The following is an 18,474-nucleotide window of genomic DNA, read 5'->3' as shown; positions in this document are numbered from 1 at the left end:
TCCCCGGCAGATCTTCACAATGCGCCTCCCGGAGGGACTGGCCGCAATGCGCAGGATCTGGGATGAGTTTTGTGCCCCGCTGGCGCGGAGCCTTGCCGCGGCCGCCTGCGGTCTGCTTCTCGGCGCATCGGGGTGTCGGGACCTGCTGGGGGGAAGTGGAAGCGGCGGGTCGCGGGACTGGATCGAGTGGAAGGCTCCCGCGGGCCGGCTGGAGCGCTTCGCCTGGTTCGGGACCCCGGCCGCCGACGAGAGGCGCGTGTACATGGAGGCGGATTCCGGCGCGGTCGCGTTCGACCGCGCCACCGGCCAGCTGGCGTGGCTGTCACCGCTCAAGCGCTGGGGTGGCTCGCGCAACACGCTGCTGCGCGGCGGTGCGGTCTTCGCCGCGGCGGGAGGGGAGGCGCCGATCTACTCGCTCGACGCCGCCTCGGGCGCGGTTCGCTGGGAACGGTACGACCTTACGGCCTCCGACCCCTCGTTCGCCCGCTCGGCGATCGACGACCTCTCGTGGTACGTGGGTACGCGCGACCTGCGGGTGCTCGCGCTGGACCCGGCGACGGGCGCGACGCGCTGGGAAGCACGCCTCGCCACCGACTGGCTGAGCCAGTCGGTGGTGCGGGGCCTCTCCGTCTCGGGCGACACGGTTTACGCCGCGGCGGAGCGGTGCCTCAACCAGAACTGCTTCGAGGTCGCCGCAGTCATCGTGGCGCTGGACCGCCGCGGCGGCGGCGAGCTCTGGCGCTGGCAGAGCGCCGGCAAGCACAGCAACATAATGCAGAGCGCGGTGGTGTCGGGGCGCTTCCTGCTGGGCTCCGACCGCATCGACAATACCTTCTTCGCCGTGGACCGCTTCACCGGCAAGGAAGTGTGGCGCGCGCAGGGCGAACGCGGATTTGCGGGGCCGTACGGACCGCCGGTGGTCGCGGACGGAGTGGTGTACGCCGGAATGGGTGACACCCGCGTGTATGCCGCCGACGTGGAATCCGGGCGTGTGCTGTGGAGCGCCCGCACCGGCTCGAGCATCCTGTACGTAGCCGTCTGCGGCGACTACGTGCTGGCGCACAATCAGGCGCTGGAGGCCATCGACCGCAGGACCGGCAAGCACGCGGGCAAGCCTGTCTCCGGCATCGGCAACGAGCTCACCGTATCCAACATCCAGGTGTACGGAAACCGGGCCTACATCGCGGGGACACAATATCTGTACGCCATCCGCTGCGATTGAGGAACCCCCGGACAGTGACGGGGTGGACCGTTCCTTTGCACGCGGGCCGCGGCGCACGTCGAGGCACGGGCAGCCACGCGGGGCTGGCCCTACGGGTTCTGGTGTGGAACGCGGGAGTCGGCGTAGGGGAAAGGGTGGGCAGACACGCAGGTCTGCCCCTACGATTTCGGTGTGCGTACCCGCGTGCCGTGCGGCCGGCGGGCCGGGTATCGTGTGGCGCGGGGGGATCTCGGCCGCGAGTCCGCGAAGGCGGACTTTGTGCTGTTGTTGCTGCGAGTTCACTCGCCGGTCCACCACCCCCGTCACCAGCGCGTGTCGCGGTCCAGCAGGTCGGCGGCGGCGGAGGGGGTGAGGGGGCGGGCGAAGAGGAAGCCCTGCGCGTAGTCGCAGCGCTGGGCGCGCAGGGCGGCGAGCTGGGCGGGCGTCTCCACACCCTCCGCCACCACGCGCACTCCCAGGTTGTGCGCCAGCGCGATGATGGCGTGCACCAGCTGCGTGCTGCGCCGGTCGTGGTCCATCCGGCTCACGAAGGAGCGGTCGATCTTGAGCTCGTCCAGCTCCATGCGGTGCAGGTAGCCGAGCGACGAGTAGCCGGTGCCGAAGTCGTCCATGCAGAGCTGCACCCCCAGCTCCTTGAGCGTCCGCAGCGTGGAGCGCGCGGGCTCGGCGTTCTCCAGGATCACCGTCTCCGTGATCTCCAGCCAGAGGCGCGAGGGATCCACCCCGCACGCCACCAGGCCGCGCGCCACGTGGTCCGCCAGGTCCGCGTCGCCGAACTGGCGGGCGGACAGGTTGAGCGAGACGATCAGCCGCCGCTCCGGGTAGAGGCGCGTCCACTCCGCGAGCTGGCTGCACCCCTCGTCCAGCACCCAGCGCCCCACCGCCGAGATCAGCCCCGTCTCCTCGGCCAGGGGGATGAAGAGGTTGGGCGAGATGGTGCCTCGATCCGGGTGCTCCCAGCGCAGCAGCCCCTCGAAGCCCGCCACCCGCCCATCCTCCAGCGACACCATCGGCTGAAAGAGGAGGCGCAGCTCGCCGCGCTCCAGGGCGCGCCGCAGGTCGCTCTCCAGGCGAAGGCGCTCGACGGCCTCGGCGTGCATGGCGCGGTCGAACACCTCGTAGCGGTTCTTGCCGCGCGCCTTGGCCCGGCTCAGCGCCGCGTCCGCATTGCGCAGCAGCTCCTCCGGCCGCTCGGCGGTGCCGCTGGCCAGGGCGATCCCCATGCTGGCCGAGGCGAAGACGTCGTGACCGGGCGCGAGGGCAAAAGGCACGGCCAGCGCTTCCAGCAGGCGCTCGGCCATGTGCGTCGCCTGGCGCGTGGTGGTGGAGGGGAGGAGGAGGGTGAACTCGTCGCCGCCGAAGCGCGCGACGGTGGCGTCGGGCGGGATGGCGGCGGCCAGGCGGCGGGCGATCTCCACCAGCATGCGGTCGCCCACGCCGTGGCCCAGCGAGTCGTTGATGACCTTGAAGCGGTCCAGGTCCATGAAGAAGACCGCCAGCGCGGCCCCCTCGCGCCGCCCGCTGGCCGCGCGCTCCAGCCGGTCCATGAAGAGGGCGCGGTTGGGGAGGCCGGTTAGTGCATCGTGCAGTGCACCGTACGCCAGGCGCTCCTCGGCGCGCTTCCGCTCGGTGATGTCGTGGATGATCCCCTGGTAGCCGAGCACCGTGCCGTCAGGGGCGCGGCGCAGGGTGGCGCTCACCAGGCAGTGGAGCGTCTCCCCGTCGCGCCGCGTGAACCTGACCTCGAACTCGCGCACGAACCCCTCGCGAAAGATCTCGTCGCGGAAGCGGTCGCGGTCCTGCGGATCGGCGTACAGGTGCGACACGTCGCCGGAGAGCAGCTCCTGGCGCGTGTAGCCGAACTGGTCCACCAGCGCCTGGTTCACCGAGACGAAGCGCCCCTCCAGCGTGGTGATGTACACCGCGTCGCGGCTCTCCTCGAAGAGGGTGCGGTAGCGCTCCTCGCTCTCGCGCAGCGCCTCTTCGGCGCGGGTGCGTGCGGTGATGTCGCGCGCGAAGCCCTGCACCCCCACCACCTCGCCGCCGCGCCGCACCGCCGTCTCCACCAGCTCCAGGGTCACGGGATGGCCGTCGCGGTGCCGGACGACGACGCGGTACGAGTGCGGCGTCCCCGCGGAGCCCAGGGTGACGGCCGTCTGCGCGTCCACCTCGGCGATGTCCCACCCCGCCGACTGCAGCGACCCGTAGCGCCGCCCCAGCATCTCCTCCATGCGGTACCCCAGCACCTCGTGGACGGAGGGGGACACCGACTCGTACACCCCGTGCAGGTCGTGCTGGTAGAAGAAGACCTGCTCACTCCCTGCCACCATCAGCCGGTAGCGCTCTTCGCTGGCACGCAACGCTTCGGCGGCGTGTTCGCTCTGGGTGACGTCGCGGCTCACCCCCAGCGCCCCCACCCGCCGGCCCGCCGCGTCCCGCAGCGGAACGACCACCGTCTCCGAGAGCCCCAGCCCGCCGTCCTTGCGCACGAAGCGGATCTTGCCGGACCAGCGGCCCTCGGCGTCGAGCGCGTCCAGGATGCGCCGGTTCAGCTCCGCCGCCTCGCTAGGGGGGAGCCACAGCTCCACCGTCTTCCCCAGCACCTCGCCGCGATTCCAGCCGTAGATGCGCTCCGCGGCGGGGTTCCAGTCCGTGATGCGCCCCTGGGGGTCGGTGATGAGGACCGCGTCGTACAGGTTCTCGAAGGCGAGCCCCTGCCGCGCCAGCGCGTCCTCGGCGTTCTTGCGGTCGGTGATGTCGAAGGCGGTGCCGAGCCCCGCTTGCTCCCCCTGAAACTCGATGCGGCCCGCCGTCAGGATCACCCAGCGCTCCGTGCCGTCCTTGCGCAGCAGCTTCACCGAGTAGCGCTGCGGAAGGGCCTCGCCGCGCTGCCTCGCGATCCCGCGCGCGCGCACAAGCTCGCGGTGCTCGGGGTGCACCACGTCCCAGAAGCGCACGGCGAGGAGCTCCTCGCGCGTGTAGCCGGTCAGCTCGGTGGCGGCTGCGTTGACGTAGCGGAACCGCTCGCCCTGGTAGATGAAGATGGCCGCGGGGATGGTCTCGGCCAGCACCCGGAAGTGCTCGTCGCCGGCGCGCAGTGCTTGCGCGTCGGCATCGTGCGCGGAAAGCCCGGCGTCCAGTGCGCGCAGCAGCGTCTCGCTCTCCGGGTGGCGCGGGGCGCCGCCGAAGAGCTGCCCAACGATGCGCTCGAGCAGTGGATGCAAGGAAGCTCCGGGGGTGCGCTGGTGTCGTGGCGTCACGCGTGCGCGGGATGGAGCGGTCCCGCACCACGCTTCAAAACGATCTCTCGGGAATGCGCTGCAACGCGCGGGCCCCCGCGGTAAACGCGCAATAAAAGACGCGCCGCCGAACCATGAGGTCCGGCGGCGCGTTGGGTCTGCCTCGACCCGGCCGATGCCGCGTGCGGCACCCGCCTTGGCGGGGTACTGCTCGCCGTGGGGTTAAGCGCCCACGCGGCGGTCGTTTGCCCGTGCCAGATCGAAAGCAGCGTTGTTCTCGGACAAAAGATCACCTCCTTTGTTCACGTTGGACATCGGGCGCGAACCCGCCGGGCCTTCTCCAGGCCCGGATCGACCGCGACGCGCGCGGTCCGTAACCGCGCCAATGATAACGCCTTCCACGGTAACTGTCTACCCCTTCGAAAAGCAAAAAGAAAAGGCCTCACGCGGAGGCGCGGAGACGCAGAGAACGGCAACTGCGGGGCTCACACAGAGACACAGAGACACAGAGACACAGAGACACAGAGAAAGAGAACAGAACGAGGAGTGTCGTTGTTGTCTTCTGTGGCTTTCTGTTCCTTCTGTGTTCTCTGTGTGAGGCTTTGGCTGTTCCCTTCGCGCCTCCGCGTCTCCGCGTGAGATTAGGATCTTTATTGCAGACTGGACAAAGAAGAGCGGGAAGATGATCCTTGACACCCCACCCCGCGCACGGGTACCATGAACTCGTGCTATTTCTTTAGCAGAGCCCACATACCGCTTTCCCCTCCAATGCAGATCATGGCGAAGTCTCCCCCGCTTGCGAACCTGAGCCGCCGCGAGCGGCAGATCATGGACGTGGTGTACCGCCTGGGCCGCGCCGCGGTGGGCGACGTGCTGGAGCGCATCCCCGATCCGCCCAGCTACTCGGCCGTGCGCGCGCTGATGCGCATCCTGGAGGAGAAGGGCCACCTGACGCACGAGCAGGACGGCCCGCGCTACGTGTACCTCCCCACCGTGCCCGCGGACACCGCGCAGCGCTCCGCGCTCACGCACCTGGTGAGGACCTTCTTCCACGGCTCCACCGGGGCCGCGGTCGCCGCGCTGCTGGACCTGGACGACGGAACCCTTTCCGAGCCGGAGCTCGACCGCCTGTCGCGGCTGATCGAGCAGGCCCGGGGACAGGAGCAATAACCCATGTCCGCCCCCCTTCCCTCCGGCCTCACCGACACCTGGGCCTGGGCGCTCGCCCTCCTCCTCGTGAAGGCCACCCTGGTGCTCTGCGCTGCCGCGCTGGCCGCGCGGGCGCTGCGCCACGGCTCCGCCGCCCGCCGTCACCTGGCCTGGACGCTGGCGCTCGGCGCGCTCCTGGTGCTCCCTTTCCTGGCGCTGGCGCTCCCCGCGTGGAAGCTCTCCTTCCTGCGCATCGTCACCCTCCCCGCCGTGCGGGGGATGGTGGAGGGCGCGGGTCCGGCGGCGCCGGCGGAGCTCTTCACCGCGGGCAACCTGCTGGCGCTGGTGTGGGCGGCCGGCGCGGCGGCGGTGCTGGCGCGGATGGCGTTCGGGTGGCGCGTGGTCCGGCGGATGGGGCGCGGCGCCGTGCCCATGAACGACCTGCGCTGGACGGACACGGTGCGGATGCTGGGCGAGTCGGTGGGGGTGCGCGGGAGCGTGCGGCTGGTGCGCGGTGAGGGCGCCGCGATGCCGGTCACCTGGGGGGTCTTCCGCCCCACCATCCTCCTTCCCGCGGCGGCGGACGAGTGGGCGCCCGAGCGACGGCGCGTGGTGCTGCTGCACGAGCTTGCGCACGTGGCGCGTCGCGACTGCCTCACGCAGATGCTGGCGACGCTGTGCTGCGCCGTGTACTGGTTCCACCCCGGCGCGTGGTGGGCCGCCCGCCGCATGCGCGTGGAGCGCGAGGAAGCGTGCGACGACCGCGTGCTGGCCGCCGGCGCCCGCGCCGCGGACTACGCCGGTCACCTGGTGGAGGTGGCGCGCACCTTTCGCGTCCCCCGCCCCGCCGCGCCCGCCATGGCGATGGCGCGCGGCGGACAGCTGCAGGCGCGCGTCCTGGCCGTGCTCGATGCAGGCCGCGACCGGCGCGCCGTGCCGCACGGCGCGGGGATGGCGGTGTCGGCCGCGGTGCTGGCCGCGCTCCTGCCGCTCGCGGTGGTGGGGCCGTCCGAGCGGGAGCGCGCCCCTGCCTTCATCGCCTCGGCGCCGGCGCTGAGCGGGCCGGTCAAGCACGTGGAGCTGGACGGGATGCACATCGAGGTGCGGATGAGCCCGGCCCCCGCGCCCAAGCGCGCTCCGGCACCCGCGACGCTCGCCGCCGCGCCCGCGCCGGCGCCTGACCCCGGCCTCGAAGCGGCACGGCAGCCGGCGCACCGCAACGCGCCGGCACGCGCGCTGGCCGCGCTGATCCGCGCCTCCACTGACCCGGAGGCGGACGTCCGCCGCACCGCCATCCGCGCCCTCGGCAAGCTCCAGGACGACGCGGTGGTGACGCCGCTGGTGCGCTCCCTTCGCGACCGCGACTCGGAGGTGCGCACGCTGGCGGCGCGCATGCTGGGTGAGCTGGCCGGCGGCCATACCGCGCCCGACGCGGAGCCGGTGGCCACCCTGGCCGAGGCGCCTCGCCGCCCGTCGCGCCTGGGCGACGCCGCCGCCGACCGCGCCGCCGAAGCGTTGCGCGTGTCCCTCGCCGACGAGGACCCGCGCGTCCGCGACACCGCCCTGTGGGCCCTGGGGGCCATCGGCGGCGCGGACCAGCGCGGCGCCGTGATCCTCGGCGGCCAGGCCGGCAGCACCACCGGCGTGGAGACGACGTTCGAGGGGCCGGAGTTCTGAGCCGGTAGGGTTTGCGGGTTCGACAGAAGCAGGCGGGCGGCTCTCCGGGTGGGAGTCGCCCGATTGCGTTTGGTGGGCGCGGAGGCATGGCGCGCGTAAGGCGGGTGCCGCGCGCGGCGGGGCACGGGCGGCCACGCGGGGCCGCCCCTACAAAGATCGGTGTGCGGGGCGGGGGTCGGGGCGGGGGCGAGGGTGGGCGGACACGCAGGTCCGCCCCTACCAGATCGGTGCGCCGAGCGGGCGCCGGTGCGGCACTGAATCACGCACCGGGCGAGGATCCATGCGAATGCCCCTCCCCCAGGCAGTTTTGGGGGAGGGGCCGCGAGTTCACGAGCGGGGGAGGGGGCCCGCGGGCCTACCCCTCCACCAGATACGCGATCCCCCAGGCGCCTTCGCCGGCGTGGGTGGCGATGATGGGGGTGCCGGGGGCGGTCAGGACCTCCACGCTGCCGTAGCGCTTGCGGATCTCGGGGACCACTTCGCCCAGGATCTCGGGACAGGCCACGTGCATCACCCCGAAGCGCACCTTCCCCGTGCCCACGGGGACCTTCTTCTCCAGCACCTCCATCATCTTGGGGATCATGGCGTTGCGGCCGCGCACGCGGTCGATCGGCACCAGCTTTCCCGTGGCGTCCACGTCCAGGACGGGCTTGATGTCCAGCAGGCTGCCGAGCCAGGCGCGCCCGCGGCCCACGCGCCCCGAGGCCAGGGCGCGCTCGAAGGTGTCCAGGACGATGAAGAAGCCGCTCCGGGAGCGGATGCGCGCCAGCTCGGCCACGATGCGGTCCGCGCTCCACCCCTGCTCGCCCAGCTCGCTCGCCTTGAGGGCGAGGAGGCCCTGCAGGAGCGAGCCGCCCAGCGAGTCCACCAGGTGCACGGGGGTGTCGCCGTCGGCGCGCTGCTTGACGGCGGCCTGGGCGGAGGCGTAGGTGCCGGAGAGGGCGGAGGAGAGGAGGACGGCGACGACCTCTTCGCCCTCCTCGCCCGCGCGGCGGAAGCCCTCCATGAAGGCGGCGGGCGCCGGCTGCGAGGTGCTGGGGTGCGCGCCGTCCTTGAGGCGGATGGCGAACTCCTCGGGCGAGATGTCGAAGCGGTCGCGGTACGCCTTGGTGTCGAAGATCAGGTTCAGCGGCACCAGGTGGATGCCGTGCGCCCGCACCACCTCGTCCGGCAGGTCGCAGGCGGTGTCGGCCACGATGGAGATGGGGCGGCGCGCCAGCGTCATGTGCCCCCCCGCGGCGGCGCGCTCGGCCACGGCGTGCTGCGCCTGCATGTCCTCCGCCTTGTGCGTGGCCAGCTCGCCCAGCGTGCGCAGGTACGCGAAGACCTCCTCCGGCTCGTCCGTGTGGACGTGGATCTTGAGGAGGTTCTCGGAGCGGATGACAACGAGCGAGTCGCCGCGGTCGCGCAGCACGGCCTTCACCACTTCCTGCGTGGGGATGGAGGGGCCGCGCACCAGCGCCTCGGTGCAGAAGCGGAAGCGCTCGCTCTCCGTGGGGTACTCCGCGGCGCCGGCGGCAAAGGTGGGCTCGGCGTCGTACTCCGGGATCTCGTCCAGCGGGGCGAGCGGGTCGCCGGCCAGGAACGACGAGATCCCTTCCAGCAGGTGCACGAAGCCCTTGGCGCCCGCGTCCACCACCCCCGCCTTCTTGAGCACGGGCAGCAGGTCCGGAGTGCTGGCAAGGGCCTCGCGGGCGCGCACCAGCAGCCGTTCGAAGAGCACCACGAAGTCCGTGTGGCCCCAGCGGCGCGACTCGTCCGCGATGGCGCTCATGATGGTGATGATGGTGCCCTCGACGGGCTTTTCCAGCGCGCGGTAGACGTGCTCCGTGGCGCTGCGCAGCGACTCGCCGAACTCGGCCACCGAGAGCGATGCACGGTTCCCCACCGACTCGCTGAACCCCAGCAGGAAGTGGGAGAGGATCATCCCGCAGTTGCCGCGCGCGCCCATGATCCCCGCCTCGGCCGCCTCGCGCGCCACGGCGCCCACGGCCACTTCGCGGCTGGCGCGCAGCCGGTCCGCCACGGCGGCCACGGTGAGCGCCAGGTTGGTGCCCGTATCGCCGTCCGGCACGGGAAAGACGTTGATGCGGTTCAGGTCCGCCCGGTGGCGCTGGACGTACTCGTTGGCCTGGATCAGTGCGCCGCGCAGTCCGGCGCCGTCGAGGGTGTTTACGCTCATCGTGGGGAAGTATCCGGCTGGAGAGCCGCGGAACGCCGGGGGCTCGCTGCGCGTGTGGAAGCGGAACGTGTAGACTGAGGCGCGCCGCCACCTTGCGCAAGGGCGCCCTTGCCGCCGCGCGGGTACGATTCTCGCCCGCCATCCCCCCCCGACGCGCCGCGAGGCTGGCGGCGCAAGGCAATCCACGAAACGCTGGGAGGATGAAGGGATGAAGAAGACGACTCTGGCGATCGCGGCGCTCGCCGCGACGCTGGCGGGGAGCGCGCAGGCGCAGGAGACGGAGTTCGGGCTGCGCGGCGGGGCGCTGGTCACCTTTGGCCAGTTCTTCTTCGGCGGCGAGCTCAACTACACGGGCGGCGACCTCAACATCACCGGCTCGGACACGCAGTTCGGCATCCGCGCGGGAGTGCGCTTCTAGGCGCCAGTGCCGCCGGGCTACGGAGGGCGTCCACGCCAGGGGACAACGGCGGGGGCGCCCCTGTAGCCATCTCGTTGCGGCGCGCGGCTTTGCGTCGCGGCACCATGCGTGCGCTCGCTGCGGCACCACATCTTCCCGCACGGCGTGGGAAAACGATACTCTTTCCAAAAGGACGGACGATGAAGAAGATTACGACGGGGCTGGTGGCGCTTGCCGCCATGGCCCTCGCCGGAAGCGCGCAGGCGCAGGCCATCCCGGTCTCGCCGTTCTCCGTGGAAGTGCGCGGCGGGCTCGCCTTCCCCACCGGCGACCTGGACGACGTGGCGGACAGCGGGATCACCGTGGGCGCCAACGGCACCTACATGTTCACCCCCATGCTCGGCCTGTACGCCGGCTTCACCTACAACTCGTTCTCGCTGGGCGAGGAGGCGGACGACCTGGACGTGGACGGCAGCATCAACACGTACGGGTTCGATGCCGGGCTCAAGGCGATGTTCGCCTCGCCCACCCTGCCGGTGACCCCCTTCCTCAAGGGTGGCCTGGTGTACCACAAGGCGCAGGTGGACATCGAGGGGCTGGACCTCGGCGACGAGGACGACACCGACTTCGGGCTGGGCTTCGAGGTCGGCGGCGGGGTGATGGTGCCGCTGGGACCGCGGCTCTCCTTTACGCCCGCGGTGAGCTACACCTCGTTCAAGCCGGGCTTCGAGGGGGAGGGGGAGGACGATGTCGATACCCTCACCAGCTTCCGCGTCGACGTTGGACTGAACATCCGCTTCTGAGCCGCCTTCGCGGCGAGCGGGCACCACACACTCCGTTGATGGAGGCTCCATGAAGAAGACGCTCGGGCTCCTCTCGCTGGTGGCCGCGGCCGCGTTCTCGGCTCCGGTGCAGGCACAGCTTCCCAACGTGACGCCGTTCGCATTCGAGGTGCGCGGCGGCCTCGCCTTCCCCACCGGCGACCTCAAGGACACCGAGGACGACGTGGGATCGGTGGAGTCGGGAATCACTTTCGGCGCCAACGTGACCTTCCACTTCATGCCGATGCTGGGGATCTACGCCGGCTACACGTACAACCAGTTCGGCGTGGAAGGGCTGGAGGAGCTCGATCTGACGGACCAGGGCTTCAACGCCGGCGTGCGCATCGCGGTGCCCACGCCGCTCATCCCCATCGATCCGTACCTGAAGGCGGGCCTGGTGTACAACCAGCTCAGCTTCAGCTTCGACGGCGAGGACGAGGACTTCATCGACAGCGACCACTCGCTTGGGTTCGAGGTCGGCGCCGGCGTGGGGATCGGGCTAGGGCCGAAGCTGTCGTTCACGCCGCAGGTGACGTACACGAGCTACAAGCCGAAGTACGATGGCGAGAACGACGACGACTTCACGGTGAGCCACATCCGGGTGGACGTGGGGCTGCGGCTGCGGCTGTAAAAGCAACGGCGGTCTCACGCGGAGGCGCGGAGGCGCGGAAGAGATCGGCGTGGCTCACACAGAGACACAGAGCCACAGAGAGAACCGCCAAAGGTTTTCTCTGTGGCTTTCTGTTTCTTCTGTGTTCTCTGTGTGTGTGGCTGTTCTCTCCCCGCGTCTCCGCGCCTCCGCGTGAGGCCATGTAGTTCTCTGGAGTACGAAGTTGCACCTTTTTGCGCGGGGTGCACCACTCTGGAGCGGTGGAGAAACAGGGCGCGCAACAGATGTTCATAGCTCAGTTAGGGACCTAAGTCGTTGGCAGCAAAGGGCGGCGTTTGGCGGTCGAGGAGGCGGATTCGGGGAGGCGGGATGTGGTCCCACAAGTGCCCTCTTGCGGGGCGGGAGGTGCATCGCGGCACCCCCGGGCACTCAGGGCGGGATGGTGGCGCGGGAGGTTCTCCGCGCGGACGAACCCCTCCTTTCGTGCCGGCCCTCACCAACTGGCAGGAGGAGGATCGCCCATGCGTCTCCGTTCACTGGCGCTCGCTGCAGGCGCCGCATTACTGCTCACCGCCTGCGGCAGCGAGCCCACCTCGCCCCGGGTGGACGAGCCCACGTCCGCGCCCACCGAGAAGCAGCTCAACGCCATCTTCGCCGCCGCCGGCCAGGAGTTCGACGTCCCCGCCGAGCTGCTGAAGTCGATCGGCTACGTGGAGACCCGCTTCCAGATGGTGCGCGGCGAGGTGGAGTTCGAGGGGATGGCCCCCGCCTTCGGCATCATGGCGCTGCGCGGCGACCGCCTCACCCGCGGCGCATCGCTGGCCCGCGTTTCCATCCAGGCGGCGCAGAGCGATGCGGCCGCCAACATCCGCGCGGGTGCGGCGCTGCTCAGCGCGCTGGCCGGCGAGCTCAAGGTGAACCGCTCCGACCTGTCGGCCTGGGCCCCGGCCGTGGCGGCGTTCAGCGGCATCGAGAGCCAGGACGGCCAGGCGATGTACGTGCATGGCGACGTGTACTCGGCGCTGCGCAGCGGCATCGAGGCGCGCTCGCCGGCCGGGAACCTCATGGTGTCGGTGGCCGCGCGCAACGTGACGCCCGCCTTCCACAAGCCGTCCGCCAGCGCTTCGACGATGGCGTGCGCGCCGGACTACTGCGTATCCGGCACCATCTGGCGCGCGTCGCCCAACTACAGCACGCGCAGCACGGGGATCCACTACGTCATCATCCACACCTGCGAGAGCGGCTACAGCGGGTGCTGGAGCTGGCTGACCAACTCGACGTCCGAGGTGTCCGCGCACTACGTGGTGAACGAGACCGGCTCCGAGATCTCGCAGCTCGTGCGCGAGGCGAGCAAGGCGTGGCACATCGGCGCCAACTACGACTGCGCCAACAACGGCGGCCACGACTGCCAGAACAACGGCATCCAGGCCAACAACCTCACCATCGGCATCGAGCACGGCGGCTACGCTTCGTCCACCTCGTGGCCGGTGGGGCAGATCGACGCGTCGGCGCGGCTCAGCTGCGACATCTCGAAGGGGAACAACATCCCGCGCGACCGCTACCACTTCGTGGGCCACGGCCAGCTTCAGCCGTACAACCGCACCGATCCGGGCGCCAACTGGCCGTGGACGGACTACATGAACCGCATCAACGCGGCCTGCGGCAGCACGTCCATCATCGTGGACAGCAACAACGCGAACAACAACGCGTCGGTGGCCAAGTACGAGGTGTCGGCCAACTGGTCCACGGGGAGCAGCGCGGGCTACTACGGCACGGGCTACAACTTCGCCAGCACGGACGCGATCTCGGACCCGGCCACCTTCTGGTTCTACCTGCCGGCGGCGGCCACCAAGACGATCGACGGCTGGTGGGTGGCGGGTACCAACCGCTCCGCGACGGCGCCGTTCATCGCCTACAACGCGTCGGGCACCGAGGTGGGGCGCGCCTCGGCCAACCAGCAGGCGAACGGCGGGCAGTGGGTCGCGCTGGGCACGTGGAGCTTCTCGGCCGGCTGGAACAAGGTTCAGCTCTCCCGCTGGACGACGACCGGCTACGTGGTGATCGCGGACGCCGTCCGCATCCGCTGACCGGCTGGCAACGCACACAGGACCGGGCTCCGGCGCACTCCGCGCCGGGGCCCGTTTCTCCTCGAACGGTTCTCGCGCATGCTTCGCTCTCTCGTCCGCCTGGCGCTTCCCGCGTTCGTGCTGTCCCTGGCCGCCTGCCAGGACGACGCCCTCTCCCCCGCCGTCCAGCGCCCCACGCCCGCCGAGGGGCCGCGGCTGGCCGCTACCCCGGCGTGGGCGGAGGCGCGCGCGCTGTGGGTGTCGCGCTTCGAGTACGACTCGCCCGCCAAGATCGCCACCATCATGCAGAAGGCGGCGGACGCCAACTTCAACATCGTCTACTTCCAGGTGCGCGGCTCGGGCGACGCCTACTACAGATCGTCGCTGGAGCCGTGCTCGGTGGGCCTCTGCGGCCACCTGGGCGGCACGCCTACGTGGGACCCGCTCGCGGTGGCCATCCAGGAGGCGCACTCGCGCGGGCTTCAGCTCCACGCGTGGCTGAACGCCTTCGCGGGATGGGGATCGGGGAGCTCCTCCACCTGCGCGCTGCTCCAGGAATCGGACGCGGGCAACCCGCGCCACATGCTGCTGGCGCACCCGGAGTGGAAGGTGGTGGACGACGCGGGCGTCACGCACCCCTGCCCCAACACGGAGGAGTACGTCTACGTGTCGCCCGGCTCCGCGGGGGCGCGCACGCACCTGGCGCGCGTCGCCGCCGACGTTGCGCGTCGCTACGACGTGGACGGCGTGCAGCTCGACCGCATCCGCCTGCCGGGGACGAAGTGGTCGCACGACAGGGCCAGCCTGGCCGCGTTCGGCAAGAGCCCCGCGAGCTACCCGACGGACTGGGCGAACTTCCGGCGCTCCCTCATCAACCTCGCGGTCAAGGAGGTGTACGACAGCGTGGGCAGCGTCAAGCCGAAGCTCCCCATCTCGGGCGCCATCTGGCAGATCTACCAGGACAGGTGGGGGTGGAATTCGTCGGAGGGCTACTCGCAGTACTACCAGGACCCGTACGCCTGGGCGAAGGGCGGCTACTTCGACGTGGGCGTGCCCATGACGTACTACCCGATCACCTCCACGTACTGCGCCTTCACCGACTGGGCCTGCCTGCTGGACGACCACCTGCAGCGCCTGCAGACCAGCGGCGGCCGGCACGCGTACATCGGCATCGGCGCCAAGCACGGGGCGGCGGAGGTGGAGCGGCAGATCAAGCTGGCGCGGCAGCAGGGCGCAAAGGGCGTCTCGGTCTACTCGTACGGGACGATGGAGAGCGGCGCCATCTGGCCCGTGCTCAAGGCCGGCGTCTTCGCGCAGAAGGCAGCCATCCCGCCGCAGCACTGGAAGACGGCGTGCTGCGCGGACATCGTCGTGGACAACAACAACACCCGCAACAACACGGCGGTGGCGTACGCGGAGGCATCGTCCAACAGGGCCACGGCCAGCACGACGGCCGGCTACTACGGCGTGGACTACCGCTTCGCCGGCACGCAGTCCATCAGCGACCCGGCCACCTTCTGGTTCTACCTCCCCACCGGTGGCAGCCGCACGGTGTCCGCGTGGTTGGACCGCGGGAAGCAACCGCTCGGCGACGGCGCCGTTCATCGCCTTCGACGCGAACGGCACCAAGCTGGCTACGGTATCCGTGAACCAGCAGGCGAACGGCGCCCGCTGGAACGTGCTGGGGACGTGGGCCTTTACGGCGGGCTGGAACAAGATCCAACTCTCGCGCTGGACCACCGCCGGCTACCAGGTGGTCGGCGACGCCATCCGCGTGCAGTAGCTGCATCGGAGGAAATGAGTCTCACGCGAATGCGCAAAGTCGCAAAGCAAGAACTTCGGTATCTTTTCTTCGCGGCTTGGCGTCTTTGCGTGACATCTTTGTTGTCATCGGACCGCACACAAGATCTGTCGAAATGCGAATGATGCTCCGAAGCCGCGCCGCGAGCCTGCTCGTCCTCCTCTTGTCCGCCGGGTGCGGCGGCGACGAGCCCGAGCTGGCGTTCGTCTCCGAGCGCGGCGGGACGCACGAGATCCGCGTCCTCACCCGCGCCGGCGACGACCGTCCGCTCGCATCGGCGGGCGCGGGCGCGGGGCTGTTCCCCATCGCCTTCGCGCCCAAAGACCCATCGCTCCTCGCCGTCCGTGTCGTCGACAAACCCACGGGGCCGGAGGAGCAGTTGATGATCTTGCCGATGGATGGCGGAAAGCCGCGCCCGATCGGCCCGCTGGCGGCGCGGGCGCGCAACGCGTCGTGGTCGCCCGACGGCAAGTGGATCGCCTTCGAGAGCAGCGCGCAGGGCTTCCGCGACATCTATCGCATGACCGCGGACGGCAAGCACGTGCGCCGCCTGACCGACAACCGCGAGGGGAACTTCGAGCCGGAGGTCTCGCCGGACGGCAAGTGGATCGCCTTCGTCAGCAGCCGTGACGGCGATGCGGAGCTGTACGTGATCCCCGCGGGCGGCGGCCCGGCGCGCCGCCTGACCGCCTTCCACCGCGACGACTGGAGCCCCCGCTGGTCGCCGGACGGCAGCCGCATCGCCTTCCTCAGCAACCGTGGCGACAGCGACCGCATCTTCATCATCAACGCGGACGGCTCCGCCATCACCCGCCTCACCGACCGCACCGACGCGCAGCCGAATCCGGACGAGCAGGAGATGGACCCCGCATGGTCCCCAAACGGCCGCGAGATCGCCTACACCTTTCGCACGCGCGACGGCCGCTCCGCCATCCGCATCGCCGACGCCGCCACCGGCAAGTGGCGCAGCATCTCCGACGGCGAGGGCAAGGACTGGATGCCCGCCTGGTCCCCCGACGGCCGCCAGATCGCCTTCGCCAGCGAGCGCGCCGGCGACACCGACCTGTACCGCATGGCGGCCGACGGCAAAAAGGTCACGCGCCTGACGAGCGCGCGGGGGGCGGACTGGCTGCCGCGGTGGGTGCGGTAGGCCCTCACCCCCCCCGGCCCCCCTCTCCCACACTGCTGGGAGAGGGGGGAGAGCGCGGTCATTCGTGCGCATCTGGCGACCCGGTAGGGGCGCGATTCCATCGCGCCCGCCCTCGCCGCCACCGCGATCCCGGCGCGACGCACCCCCAGTCGGTAGGGGCAGACCTGTCTGCCCGCCCTCCCCGCCACCACGATCTCCGCCCCCACGCACCAAACCCCGGTAGGGGCAGCCCCGCGTGGCTGCCCGTGCCTGCCCGCGCTCCAAAACACGCACCCCGAACCGATGCATGCCAAACGCCCCTCCCCAGCAGTTTGGGGGAGGGGCAGCGAGGAACGAGCGGGGAGGGGGCCCGCGACGCACGCGAGGCGGCCCGCCCAACTGCCGGACCGCCCCGTTCGCCTGCTGGTGCCAAATGATCGGCGCTACGGCGCCACGTCGTGGAAGGTCAGCGACTTCTCGCGCTCCACCGTGGTGCGCAGCGTCCATTCGCTGTCGAAGAGGACGAGGGGGGCCTCCTTGGCATCGTACACCAGGGTGCGCCCGTGGCCGCCCGAGAGCGCGTGGATGGCGTCGGCGGGGCCCTGCACCCACCGGGCGAAGCGGTACGACATCGGCTCCAGGCGCGCCCGCACGCCGTACTCGTGCTCCAGCCGGTGCAGGAGGACGTCGAACTGCAGCTGGCCCACGGCGCCGACGATGGGCGTGGTGCCCGCGTACGTCTCGCTGTAGAACACCTGCGCGGCGCCCTCCTCGGAGAGCTGCTGGAGGCCCGTGTCGAGCTGCTTGCGCTTCATCGGATCGCCGATGAGGATGCGCGAGAAGTGCTGCGGCGAGAAGCGCGGGATCCCCGCGAACTCCAGGTCGCCGTTGGCGGAGAGCGTGTCGCCGATGCGCAGGTTGCCGCGGTCGTGGATGCCGATCACGTCGCCGGGCCACGCTTCCTCGATGTGCGTGCGCTCGCGCGCCAGGAACTGCGTGGGCGCGGCGAGGCGCATCGGCTTGCCGGTGCGCACGTGCTTCACCTGCATCCCCGCCTCGAAGTGCCCGCTGCACACCCGCACGAAGGCGATGCGGTCGCGGTGCTTCGGGTCCATGTTCGCCTGGATCTTGAAGACGAAGCCGGTGAAGTGCGGGTCCTCGGGCTCCACCGTACCCGTGCTGGCCTCGCGCGCGGTGGGCGGCGGGGCGAGCTCCAGGAACTTCGCAAGGAACGGCTCCACGCCGAAGTTGGTGAGCGCGCTCCCGAAGAAGGTGGGCGACACCTCGCCGCGCAGGAAGGCGCCGGGGTCGAACTCCTCGCCCGCCATGTCCAGCAGCTCCACGTCGTTCATCAGCTGCTCGTACGCCGAGTCGCCGATGCGCTCATGCACGTCCGGATCGTCCAGCGTCACCACGTCCGTCTCCACGCGGCTGGATCCGTGGTCCTCTCCCTTTTCGAAGAGGTGGATGCGGCGCGTGTCACGGTTGTAGACGCCAACAAATCGATCGCCCGAGGTGATGGGCCAGGTGACCGGGTAGCACTTCAGCCCCAGGTCGCGCTCCACGTCGTCCAGAAGCTGGAGCGGGTCGGCGCCGGGGCGGTCGCACTTGTTGACGAAGGTGAAGATGGGGGTGCGCCGGCGGTGGCAGACTTCGAAGAGCTGCCGCGTGCGCTCCTCCACGCCCTTGCGGTTGTCCAGCAGCATCACCGCGCTGTCGGCCGCGATCAGCGTGCGGTAGGTGTCCTCGGAGAAGTCGGCGTGCCCCGGCGTGTCCAGCAGGTTGACCGCGCGCCCCAGGTACTCGAACTGGAGGACGGAGGAGGTCACGGAGATGCCGCGCTCCTGCTCCATCTTCATCCAGTCCGAAGTGGCGTGCCGCGCCGCGCGGCGTGCCTTTACGCTCCCGGCAAGGTGGATCGCCCCGCCGTACAGGAGGAGCTTCTCCGTAAGCGTGGTCTTCCCGGCGTCCGGGTGGCTGATAATGGCGAAGGTCCGCCGGCGGCGGACCTCGTCTGCAATCGCGGTCATTTTGGCTGCGCGGTCACGGGCGGTGCATGTGCTTTCAGTGGCTGAATATAAGCGAAGGGCAGGGAATGCGGAACAGCGGGCCCTCACCCCCCCGGCCCCCCTCTCCCAAACTGCTGGGAGAGGGGGGAGACCTTCGGCATCCAGAAATGCA

The 18,474-nt window shown here is 70.5% G+C and carries 12 protein-coding genes; 9 read left to right on the top strand and 3 right to left on the bottom strand.

The features are described 5' to 3' along the window. Window positions 1-46 precede the first annotated feature (46 nt). On the top strand, window positions 47-1,222 hold the full coding sequence (locus VF647_12885) for a PQQ-binding-like beta-propeller repeat protein (protein ID HEX8452989.1): 1,176 nt from the start codon (window positions 47-49) through the stop codon (window positions 1,220-1,222). Between the two features lie 302 nt (window positions 1,223-1,524). On the opposite strand, the gene VF647_12880 is transcribed toward VF647_12885, so the two are convergent. Continuing rightward, window positions 1,525-4,446 (bottom strand): PAS domain S-box protein, encoded by a 2,922-nt coding sequence (locus tag VF647_12880; protein ID HEX8452988.1) that lies wholly within the window; start codon window positions 4,444-4,446, stop codon window positions 1,525-1,527. Between the two features lie 792 nt (window positions 4,447-5,238). Between VF647_12880 and VF647_12875 the strand changes: the two genes are divergently transcribed. Then, entirely contained in the window at window positions 5,239-5,631 is a 393-nt protein-coding gene (locus tag VF647_12875; protein HEX8452987.1) for a BlaI/MecI/CopY family transcriptional regulator, read from the top strand. Window positions 5,632-5,634: 3 nt separating this feature from the next. Next, window positions 5,635-7,287 (top strand): M56 family metallopeptidase, encoded by a 1,653-nt coding sequence (locus VF647_12870; GenBank protein ID HEX8452986.1) that lies wholly within the window; start codon window positions 5,635-5,637, stop codon window positions 7,285-7,287. A gap of 355 nt (window positions 7,288-7,642) precedes the next feature. Here the strand turns inward: VF647_12870 and VF647_12865 are convergent, their stop codons facing one another. Beyond that, complete coding sequence (locus VF647_12865) at window positions 7,643-9,469, bottom strand: DegV family protein (GenBank protein ID HEX8452985.1); 1,827 nt, start codon at window positions 9,467-9,469, stop codon at window positions 7,643-7,645. Window positions 9,470-9,677: 208 nt separating this feature from the next. On the opposite strand from VF647_12865, the gene VF647_12860 reads away from it, so the two are divergent. The 6 genes from VF647_12860 to VF647_12835 all read left to right on the top strand — a co-directional run bounded on the left by VF647_12860 (window position 9,678) and on the right by VF647_12835 (window position 16,314). Beyond that, complete coding sequence (locus VF647_12860) at window positions 9,678-9,887, top strand: hypothetical protein (protein HEX8452984.1); 210 nt, start codon at window positions 9,678-9,680, stop codon at window positions 9,885-9,887. A 179-nt stretch (window positions 9,888-10,066) separates the two neighbouring features. Next, window positions 10,067-10,669: an outer membrane beta-barrel protein gene (locus VF647_12855; protein ID HEX8452983.1), complete on the top strand. Its 603-nt coding sequence runs from the start codon at window positions 10,067-10,069 to the stop codon at window positions 10,667-10,669. A gap of 49 nt (window positions 10,670-10,718) precedes the next feature. After that, window positions 10,719-11,318 (top strand): porin family protein, encoded by a 600-nt coding sequence (locus VF647_12850; protein ID HEX8452982.1) that lies wholly within the window; start codon window positions 10,719-10,721, stop codon window positions 11,316-11,318. Window positions 11,319-11,818: 500 nt separating this feature from the next. Beyond that, entirely contained in the window at window positions 11,819-13,384 is a 1,566-nt protein-coding gene (locus VF647_12845; GenBank protein ID HEX8452981.1) for an N-acetylmuramoyl-L-alanine amidase, read from the top strand. Window positions 13,385-13,462: 78 nt separating this feature from the next. Then, window positions 13,463-15,289, top strand: a complete 1,827-nt coding sequence (locus VF647_12840; protein ID HEX8452980.1) for a family 10 glycosylhydrolase — start codon at window positions 13,463-13,465, stop codon at window positions 15,287-15,289. Continuing rightward, the gene (locus VF647_12835; GenBank protein ID HEX8452979.1) at window positions 15,286-16,314 is read left to right on the top strand and encodes a hypothetical protein; all 1,029 of its coding nucleotides are present in this window, start codon (window positions 15,286-15,288) and stop codon (window positions 16,312-16,314) included. Before VF647_12840 ends, VF647_12835 begins: the two co-directional genes overlap by 4 nt. Before the next feature lie 422 nt (window positions 16,315-16,736). On the opposite strand, the gene VF647_12830 is transcribed toward VF647_12835, so the two are convergent. Next, complete coding sequence (locus VF647_12830) at window positions 16,737-18,323, bottom strand: peptide chain release factor 3 (GenBank protein HEX8452978.1); 1,587 nt, start codon at window positions 18,321-18,323, stop codon at window positions 16,737-16,739. Window positions 18,324-18,474 lie beyond the last annotated feature (151 nt).

The organism is Longimicrobium sp. (assembly GCA_036387335.1).
In the GTDB taxonomy this organism is placed as follows: Bacteria; Gemmatimonadota; Gemmatimonadetes; order Longimicrobiales; family Longimicrobiaceae; genus Longimicrobium.
Note: the sequence above shows the minus strand (reverse complement) of the source record. Positions and strands in the feature narration are given on the sequence as shown.

What these genes read in the sequence shown, in the direction of transcription:
- VF647_12885 (HEX8452989.1), top strand. Translation starts at nt 47, where the DNA reads ATGCGCAGGATCTGGGATGAGTTTTGTGCCCCGCTGGCGCGGAGCCTT.
- VF647_12875 (HEX8452987.1), top strand. Translation starts at nt 5,239, where the DNA reads ATGGCGAAGTCTCCCCCGCTTGCGAACCTGAGCCGCCGCGAGCGGCAG.
- VF647_12870 (HEX8452986.1), top strand. Translation starts at nt 5,635, where the DNA reads ATGTCCGCCCCCCTTCCCTCCGGCCTCACCGACACCTGGGCCTGGGCG.
- VF647_12865 (HEX8452985.1), bottom strand. Translation starts at nt 9,469, where the DNA reads ATGAGCGTAAACACCCTCGACGGCGCCGGACTGCGCGGCGCACTGATC.
- VF647_12860 (HEX8452984.1), top strand. Translation starts at nt 9,678, where the DNA reads ATGAAGAAGACGACTCTGGCGATCGCGGCGCTCGCCGCGACGCTGGCG.
- VF647_12855 (HEX8452983.1), top strand. Translation starts at nt 10,067, where the DNA reads ATGAAGAAGATTACGACGGGGCTGGTGGCGCTTGCCGCCATGGCCCTC.
- VF647_12850 (HEX8452982.1), top strand. Translation starts at nt 10,719, where the DNA reads ATGAAGAAGACGCTCGGGCTCCTCTCGCTGGTGGCCGCGGCCGCGTTC.
- VF647_12845 (HEX8452981.1), top strand. Translation starts at nt 11,819, where the DNA reads ATGCGTCTCCGTTCACTGGCGCTCGCTGCAGGCGCCGCATTACTGCTC.
- VF647_12840 (HEX8452980.1), top strand. Translation starts at nt 13,463, where the DNA reads ATGCTTCGCTCTCTCGTCCGCCTGGCGCTTCCCGCGTTCGTGCTGTCC.
- VF647_12835 (HEX8452979.1), top strand. Translation starts at nt 15,286, where the DNA reads ATGATGCTCCGAAGCCGCGCCGCGAGCCTGCTCGTCCTCCTCTTGTCC.
- VF647_12830 (HEX8452978.1), bottom strand. Translation starts at nt 18,323, where the DNA reads ATGACCGCGATTGCAGACGAGGTCCGCCGCCGGCGGACCTTCGCCATT.